5 protein-coding genes and 1 pseudogene are annotated in these 7782 nt (G+C 63.0%); all 6 read left to right on the top strand.

All coding sequences use genetic code 11. The features are described 5' to 3' along the window. A pseudogene (locus AC3IFE_RS18585) lies at nt 1-1543 on the top strand (DNA-directed RNA polymerase subunit beta'); the annotation flags it as partial. A 277-nt stretch (nt 1544-1820) separates the two neighbouring features. Further along, entirely contained in the window at nt 1821-3668 is a 1848-nt protein-coding gene (recQ, locus tag AC3IFE_RS18580) for a DNA helicase RecQ (protein WP_089466457.1), read from the top strand. A gap of 226 nt (nt 3669-3894) precedes the next feature. Next, nucleotides 3895-4275: a 30S ribosomal protein S12 gene (rpsL, locus tag AC3IFE_RS18575; RefSeq protein ID WP_006400662.1), complete on the top strand. Its 381-nt coding sequence runs from the start codon at nt 3895-3897 to the stop codon at nt 4273-4275. Between the two features lie 172 nt (nt 4276-4447). Continuing rightward, nucleotides 4448-4918, top strand: coding sequence for a 30S ribosomal protein S7 (gene rpsG, locus AC3IFE_RS18570; protein ID WP_006477195.1), 471 nt, complete (start codon nt 4448-4450; stop codon nt 4916-4918). 123 nt (nt 4919-5041) lie between these two features. Continuing rightward, on the top strand, nt 5042-7144 hold the full coding sequence (fusA, locus tag AC3IFE_RS18565) for an elongation factor G (protein ID WP_044849034.1): 2103 nt from the start codon (nt 5042-5044) through the stop codon (nt 7142-7144). 42 nt (nt 7145-7186) lie between these two features. Next, nucleotides 7187-7782: GTP-binding protein (locus tag AC3IFE_RS18560; RefSeq protein ID WP_489191497.1), on the top strand; the 596-nt coding region annotated here is incomplete at its 3' end.

Below are 7782 nucleotides of genomic sequence, written 5' to 3'. Positions count from 1 at the left end.
CGCGGCCTGCTACGGCCGCGACCTCGGCCGCGGCTCGCTCGTGAACGTCGGCGAAGCCGTCGGCGTGATCGCGGCGCAGTCGATCGGCGAACCGGGCACGCAGCTGACGATGCGTACGTTCCACATCGGTGGTGCGGCATCGCGTGCGGCAGTGGCCTCGTCGGTCGAAGCGAAGAGCAACGGTATCGTCCGCTTCACGGCGACGATGCGCTACGTCACGAACGCGAAGGGCGAGCAGATCGTCATTTCGCGTTCGGGCGAAGCGATGATCACCGACGACTTCGGTCGCGAGCGCGAGCGTCACAAAGTGCCGTACGGCGCGACGCTGCTGCAGCTCGACGGCGCGACGATCAAGGCCGGCACGCAGCTCGCCACGTGGGATCCGCTGACGCGCCCGATCATCACCGAGTACGGTGGTACGGTGAAGTTCGAGAACGTCGAGGAAGGCGTGACCGTCGCGAAGCAGATCGACGACGTGACCGGCCTGTCGACGCTGGTCGTGATCGACGTGAAGCGCCGCGGTTCGCAGGCTTCGAAGAGCGTGCGTCCGCAGGTGAAGCTGCTCGACGCGAACGGCGAGGAAGTGAAGATTCCGGGCACGGAACACGCGGTGCAGATCGGCTTCCAGGTCGGCGCGCTGATCACCGTGAAGGATGGCCAGCAGGTGCAGGTCGGTGAAGTGCTCGCACGTATCCCGACGGAAGCGCAGAAGACGCGTGACATTACCGGCGGTCTGCCGCGGGTGGCGGAACTGTTCGAAGCGCGTTCGCCGAAGGATGCCGGCATTCTCGCGGAAGTCACCGGTACGACGTCGTTCGGCAAGGACACGAAGGGCAAGCAGCGTCTCGTCATCACGGACCTCGAGGGCAACCAGCACGAGTTCCTGATCGCGAAGGAAAAGCAGGTTCTGGTTCACGATGCCCAGGTCGTCAACAAGGGCGAAATGATCGTGGACGGTCCGGCCGATCCGCACGACATCCTGCGTCTGCAGGGTATCGAGGCGCTGTCGCGCTACATCGTCGACGAGGTGCAGGACGTGTACCGTCTGCAGGGCGTGAAGATCAACGACAAGCACATCGAGGTGATCGTTCGCCAGATGCTGCGTCGTGTGCAGATCACCGACAACGGCGATACGCGCTTCATCCCGGGCGAACAGGTCGAGCGTTCCGACATGCTGGACGAGAACGATCGCATGATCGCCGAGGGCAAGCGTCCGGCTTCGTACGACAACGTGCTGCTCGGTATCACGAAGGCGTCGCTGTCGACCGACTCGTTCATCTCCGCGGCATCGTTCCAGGAAACGACCCGCGTGCTGACCGAAGCGGCGATCATGGGCAAGCGCGACGATCTGCGCGGCCTGAAGGAAAACGTGATCGTCGGCCGTCTGATTCCGGCCGGTACGGGTCTCGCGTTCCACAAGGCGCGCAAGGCGAAGGAATCGTCGGATCGCGAGCGTTTCGACCAGATCGCAGCGGAAGAGGCATTCGACTTCGGCACGCCGAGCGCGCCGGCGGAAGAGCCGCAACACCCGGCAGCCGAGTAAGCGCGGCGCGGCGCAAGCCGCGTTGCCTTGCTATCATCGCTGCCACCGAAACCGCCCGGTTCTGCCGGGCGGTTTTTTTTCACCCTTCGTTCACGCGCATGACGTGCCTGTGCCGCGTCGGCGCATGCGCCGCGATCGCCTTCGGCATGACCGCGACAGGCCCGTGATGCACGCGAACGAACCCTGACCGAATGGCCAGCATCGTGCGATTCGCCACGCGTCGCGCGAGCGGGTTGTTAAAATTGCGGTCATCGTTTAGCCGTCCCTGGTCTCATTCATGTCCCGCGCCCTCGAAATACTCGACGAAGTCTTTGGTTACTCCGCCTTTCGCGGCCAGCAGGGCGAGATCGTCGAGCACGTCGCCGGCGGCGGCGATTGCCTCGTGCTGATGCCGACCGGCGGCGGCAAGTCGCTGTGCTACCAGATTCCCGCGCTGCTGCGCCGCGAGGCCGGCCAGGGCGCCGGCATCGTGGTGTCGCCGCTGATCGCGCTGATGCAGGACCAGGTCGCCGCGTTGAGCGAAGTCGGCGTGCGCGCGGCCTACCTGAATTCGACGCTGTCGGGCGCCGAGGCGGCGGCCACCGAGCGCGCGCTGCGCGAGGGCGAAATCGATCTGCTGTACGTCGCGCCGGAGCGCTTGATGACGGGGCGCTTCCTCGACCTGCTCGAGCGCGCGAAGATCGGCCTGTTCGCGATCGACGAAGCGCACTGCGTGTCGCAATGGGGGCACGATTTCCGCCCGGAATACATCCAGCTGTCGGTGCTGCACGAGCGCTTCCCGTCGGTGCCGCGCATCGCGCTGACCGCCACCGCCGATGCGATCACGCGCGACGAGATCATCCATCGTCTCGCGCTCGACGACGCGCGCGTGTTCGTGTCGAGCTTCGACCGCCCGAACATCCGCTACCGGATCGTCGAAAAGGACAACGCGCGCGCGCAACTGCTCGACTTCATCCGCGCCGAGCACACGAATGCAGACGGCACGACGGATGCCGGCGTCGTCTATTGCCTGTCGCGCCGCAAGGTCGAGGAAACGGCCGAATGGCTGAAGGCGCAGGGCGTGCGCGCGTTGCCGTATCACGCGGGCATGGAGTTCGAGGTGCGGCAGAAGCACCAGGAAATGTTCCAACGCGAGGAAGGCATCGTGATGTGCGCGACGATCGCGTTCGGCATGGGCATCGACAAGCCCGACGTGCGCTTCGTCGCGCACCTCGATTTGCCGAAGAGCGTCGAAGGCTACTACCAGGAAACCGGCCGGGCGGGCCGCGACGGGATGCCGGCGAACGCGTGGATGGCGTATGGCCTCGGCGACGTCGTCCAGCAGCGCAAGATGATCGACGAGTCGGACGCGGACGACGCGCACAAACGCGTGCAGACGTCGAAGCTCGACGCGCTGCTCGGGCTGTGCGAGACGATCTCGTGCCGCCGCGTGCGGCTGCTGAACTACTTCGGCGAGGCGAGCCAGCCGTGCGGCAACTGCGACACGTGCCTCGAGCCGCCCGATTCATGGGACGCGACGCGTGAGGCGCAGATGGCGCTGTCGTGCGTGTTCCGCGCGCAGCGCGCGAGCGGCTTCAACTTCGGCGCGAGCCATCTGATCGAGATCCTGCGCGGCGGCCGCACCGAGAAGGTGCTGCAGCGCGGCCATGACCAGTTGAGCACGTTCGGTATCGGCGCGGCGCTGTCCGAGCCCGAGTGGCGCGCGATTTTCCGGCAGCTGGTCGCGTACGGCTACCTGGCCGTCGATCATGGCGGATTCGGCGCGCTGGTGCTCACCGAGGCCGCGAAGCCGGTGCTGAAGAACGAGGAAAAGGTCACGCTGCGCCGCTACGTGAAGCCGCAGCGCACGCGCCAGTCGTCGAGCCGCAGCGGCACGCGTGTCGACCCGACGGCCGGCATGGGCGCCCGCGAGCGCGCACGGTGGGATGCGCTGCGCGCGTGGCGTGCGGAAACCGCGAAGACGGACGGCGTGCCGGCTTATGTGATCTTCCACGACGCGACGCTCGCCGAAATCGCGCGCAACGCGCCGGAGACGATCGACGACCTGCGCCACATCCCCGGCATGGGCGTGCGCAAGCTCGAGCGCTTCGGCGACGAGATCATCGACGTCGTCGAATCGGCCTGACACAGCGTTCCGACCCCTGCTGTAAACCACCCGGTTGGTCGGAAAATCACGCAAGCCGTTGACTTAGTTGGTATTTCCGGAATATCATGCTGGGTTCCGGTATTCGGTGGGCCGAGTCGCGTTCGACAGTTCGCACCCGATTCGCCGGTTCGGAAGTCAACTGTGCGTCGATTCTCGCTTTGCCCGAAATCGGCGTGCAGATTTTGTTCAATTTCAGGAATAAACAATGCCAACCATCAACCAACTGGTTCGCAAAGGCCGTCAGTCGGAAACGACGAAGAGCAAGAGCCCGGCCCTGCAGGACTGCCCCCAGCGTCGCGGCGTGTGCACCCGTGTGTACACGACGACGCCGAAGAAGCCGAACTCGGCACTCCGTAAGGTCGCCAAGGTTCGTCTGACGAACGGCTTCGAAGTGATTTCGTACATCGGCGGTGAAGGCCACAACCTGCAGGAACACTCGGTTGTGCTGATCCGCGGCGGCCGTGTGAAGGACTTGCCGGGTGTGCGTTACCACATGGTTCGCGGCTCGCTGGATACCCAGGGCGTCAAGGACCGTAAGCAAGCGCGTTCGAAGTACGGCGCGAAGCGTGCAAAGGCTGCCAAGTAAGCAGTTTTTGATCAGGGATCGCCGCAGGGCGGTCAAGGCGGGAGTGCCGGATTGCCGGTGCTGTCGAGTAAGTGGTCACCCGGCCAAGCTGGTTAGTCGTGAAGATGTGATCGGGTTTGTTGGTGGCCGCGGAGCTGAATTCAGCTCCAACTGAACAAGTAAAGGAAGAATCATGCCGCGTCGTCGCGAAGTCCCCAAGCGGGAAGTGTTGCCGGATCCGAAGTTCGGTAACGTTGATGTTGCCAAGTTCATGAACATGCTGATGCTGTCCGGCAAGAAGTCGGTCGCAGAGCGCATCGTTTATGGCGCATTCGAACAAATCCAGACCAAGGGTGGCAAGGACCCGCTGGAAGTGTTCACGGTTGCGCTCAACAACGTGAAGCCGGTGGTCGAAGTGAAGAGCCGTCGCGTTGGTGGTGCCAACTATCAAGTTCCGGTCGAAGTGCGCCCGTCGCGTCGTATGGCATTGGCGATGCGCTGGCTGCGTGAGGCTGCGAAGAAGCGCAGCGAGAAGTCGATGGCCCTGCGCCTGGCAGGTGAACTCTCCGAAGCGGCCGAAGGCCGTGGCGGCGCGATGAAGAAGCGCGACGAAGTTCACCGCATGGCAGAAGCCAACCGCGCGTTCTCGCATTTCCGTTTCTAAGCGCCTGGCTGGGCTGTTTGCGGAAATAAATTCCGGGCGGGTGCGCTTTTCAGGCGCCTCGCCCGTTTGTGTTGAGGCGTGATGCGGCAGGGCTGCATCACGTCATCCCAGTAGAGGATCAAAGTGGCTCGCAAGACTCCTATCGAGCGCTACCGCAATATCGGTATTAGCGCTCACATCGACGCCGGCAAGACGACGACGACCGAGCGCATTCTGTTTTACACCGGTGTGAACCACAAGATCGGTGAAGTCCACGACGGCGCAGCCACGATGGACTGGATGGAGCAGGAACAGGAACGTGGCATCACGATCACGTCCGCTGCTACCACGGCCTTCTGGAAGGGCATGGGCGGCAACTATCCGGAACACCGCATCAACATCATCGACACCCCGGGCCACGTCGACTTCACGATCGAAGTGGAGCGTTCGATGCGCGTGCTCGACGGCGCGTGCATGGTGTACTGCGCAGTGGGCGGCGTGCAGCCGCAGTCGGAAACGGTGTGGCGCCAGGCGAACAAGTACAAGGTGCCGCGTCTCGCGTTCGTCAACAAGATGGACCGTACTGGCGCGAACTTCTTCAAGGTCTACGACCAGCTCCGTCTGCGCCTGAAGGCGAACCCGGTTCCGGTCGTGGTGCCGATCGGCTCGGAAGAAAACTTCAAGGGCGTGGTCGACCTGATCAAGATGAAGGCGATCATTTGGGACGAAGCGTCGCAAGGCACGAAGTTCGACTACGTCGACATCCCGGCCGAGCTCGCGGAGACCTGCAAGGAATGGCGCGAAAAGATGGTCGAAGTGGCTGCCGAAGCCAGCGAAGACCTGATGAACAAGTACCTGGAAGAAGGCGATCTGCCGGAAGCCGACATCGTCAAGGCGCTGCGTGATCGTACGATCGCGTGCGAAATCCAGCCGATGCTGTGCGGTACCGCGTTCAAGAACAAGGGCGTGCAGCGTATGCTCGACGCCGTGATCGACTTCCTGCCGTCGCCGGTCGACATCCCGCCGGTCAAGGGCGAACTCGAAAACGGCGAAGAAGCCGAGCGCAAGGCGTCGGACGAAGAGAAGTTCTCGTCGCTCGCGTTCAAGATCATGACCGACCCGTTCGTCGGCCAGCTGATCTTCTTCCGTGTGTACTCGGGCGTCGTCAACTCGGGCGACACGCTGCTGAACTCGACCAAGGGCAAGAAGGAACGCCTCGGCCGGATTCTGCAGATGCACGCGAACCAGCGTGAAGAAATCAAGGAAGTCCGCGCAGGCGACATCGCCGCAGCGGTCGGCCTGAAGGAAGCGACCACGGGTGACACGCTGTGCGACCCGGCGAACCCGATCGTTCTCGAACGCATGGTGTTCCCGGAGCCGGTGATTTCGCAGGCAGTCGAGCCGAAGACCAAGGCTGACCAGGAAAAGATGGGCCTCGCACTGAACCGTCTGGCTCAGGAAGACCCGTCGTTCCGCGTGCAGACTGACGAAGAGTCGGGCCAGACCATCATTTCGGGCATGGGCGAGCTCCACCTCGAAATTCTGGTCGACCGGATGAAGCGTGAATTCGGCGTGGAAGCGACCGTCGGCAAGCCGCAGGTTGCGTACCGCGAAACGATCCGTTCGACGGCGAAGGATGTCGACGGCAAGTTCGTCAAGCAGTCGGGTGGTCGCGGCCAGTACGGTCACGCGGTCATCACGCTTGAGCCGAACGAACAAGGCAAGGGCTACGAGTTCTTCGACGAGATCAAGGGTGGTGTGATTCCGCGTGAATACATCCCGGCGGTTGACAAGGGTATCCAGGACACGCTGAAGTCGGGCGTGCTGGCTGGCTTCCCGGTCGTCGACGTGAAGGTTCACCTGACGTTCGGTTCGTACCACGACGTTGACTCGAACGAAAACGCGTTCCGCATGGCCGGTTCGATGGCGTTCAAGGAAGCGATGCGCAAGGCGAACCCGGTCGTCCTCGAGCCGATGATGGCTGTCGAAGTCGAGACGCCGGAAGACTACATGGGCAACGTGATGGGCGACCTGTCGGGCCGTCGCGGTATCGTCCAGGGCATGGAAGACATGGTTGGCGGCGGCAAGATCGTGCGCGCCGAAGTGCCGCTGTCGGAAATGTTCGGCTACTCGACGTCGCTGCGCTCGCTGACGCAAGGTCGTGCAACGTACACGATGGAGTTCAAGCACTACGCTGAAGCTCCGCGCAACGTGGCCGAAGCGATCATCAGCGCGAAGTCGAAGTAAATCTGTAGCTACCAATCGATTATTTTTTGAAAGAAGAGAATCATGGCAAAAGGTAAATTTGAGCGGACCAAGCCGCACGTGAACGTTGGTACGATTGGTCACGTTGACCACGGCAAGACGACGCTGACGGCAGCGATCACGACGGTTCTGACGAAGAAGTTCGGCGGGGAAGCGAAGGCGTACGACCAGATCGACGCGGCACCGGAAGAAAAGGCGCGCGGCATCACGATCAACACGGCGCACGTCGAGTACGAAACGGCTAACCGCCACTACGCGCACGTCGACTGCCCGGGCCACGCCGACTATGTGAAGAACATGATCACGGGCGCGGCGCAGATGGACGGCGCGATCCTGGTTTGCTCGGCAGCAGACGGCCCGATGCCGCAAACGCGTGAGCACATCCTGCTGGCGCGTCAGGTTGGCGTTCCGTACATCATCGTGTTCCTGAACAAGTGCGACATGGTGGACGACGCTGAACTGCTCGAGCTGGTCGAGATGGAAGTTCGCGAACTGCTGTCGAAGTACGACTTCCCGGGCGACGACACGCCGATCGTGAAGGGTTCGGCCAAGCTGGCGCTGGAAGGCGACACGGGCGAGCTGGGCGAAGTGGCGATCATGAGCCTGGCCGACGCGCTGGA

It is taken from the genome of Burkholderia sp. APQ4-4ca, assembly GCF_057837105.1.
Note: the sequence above shows the minus strand (reverse complement) of the source record. Positions and strands in the feature narration are given on the sequence as shown.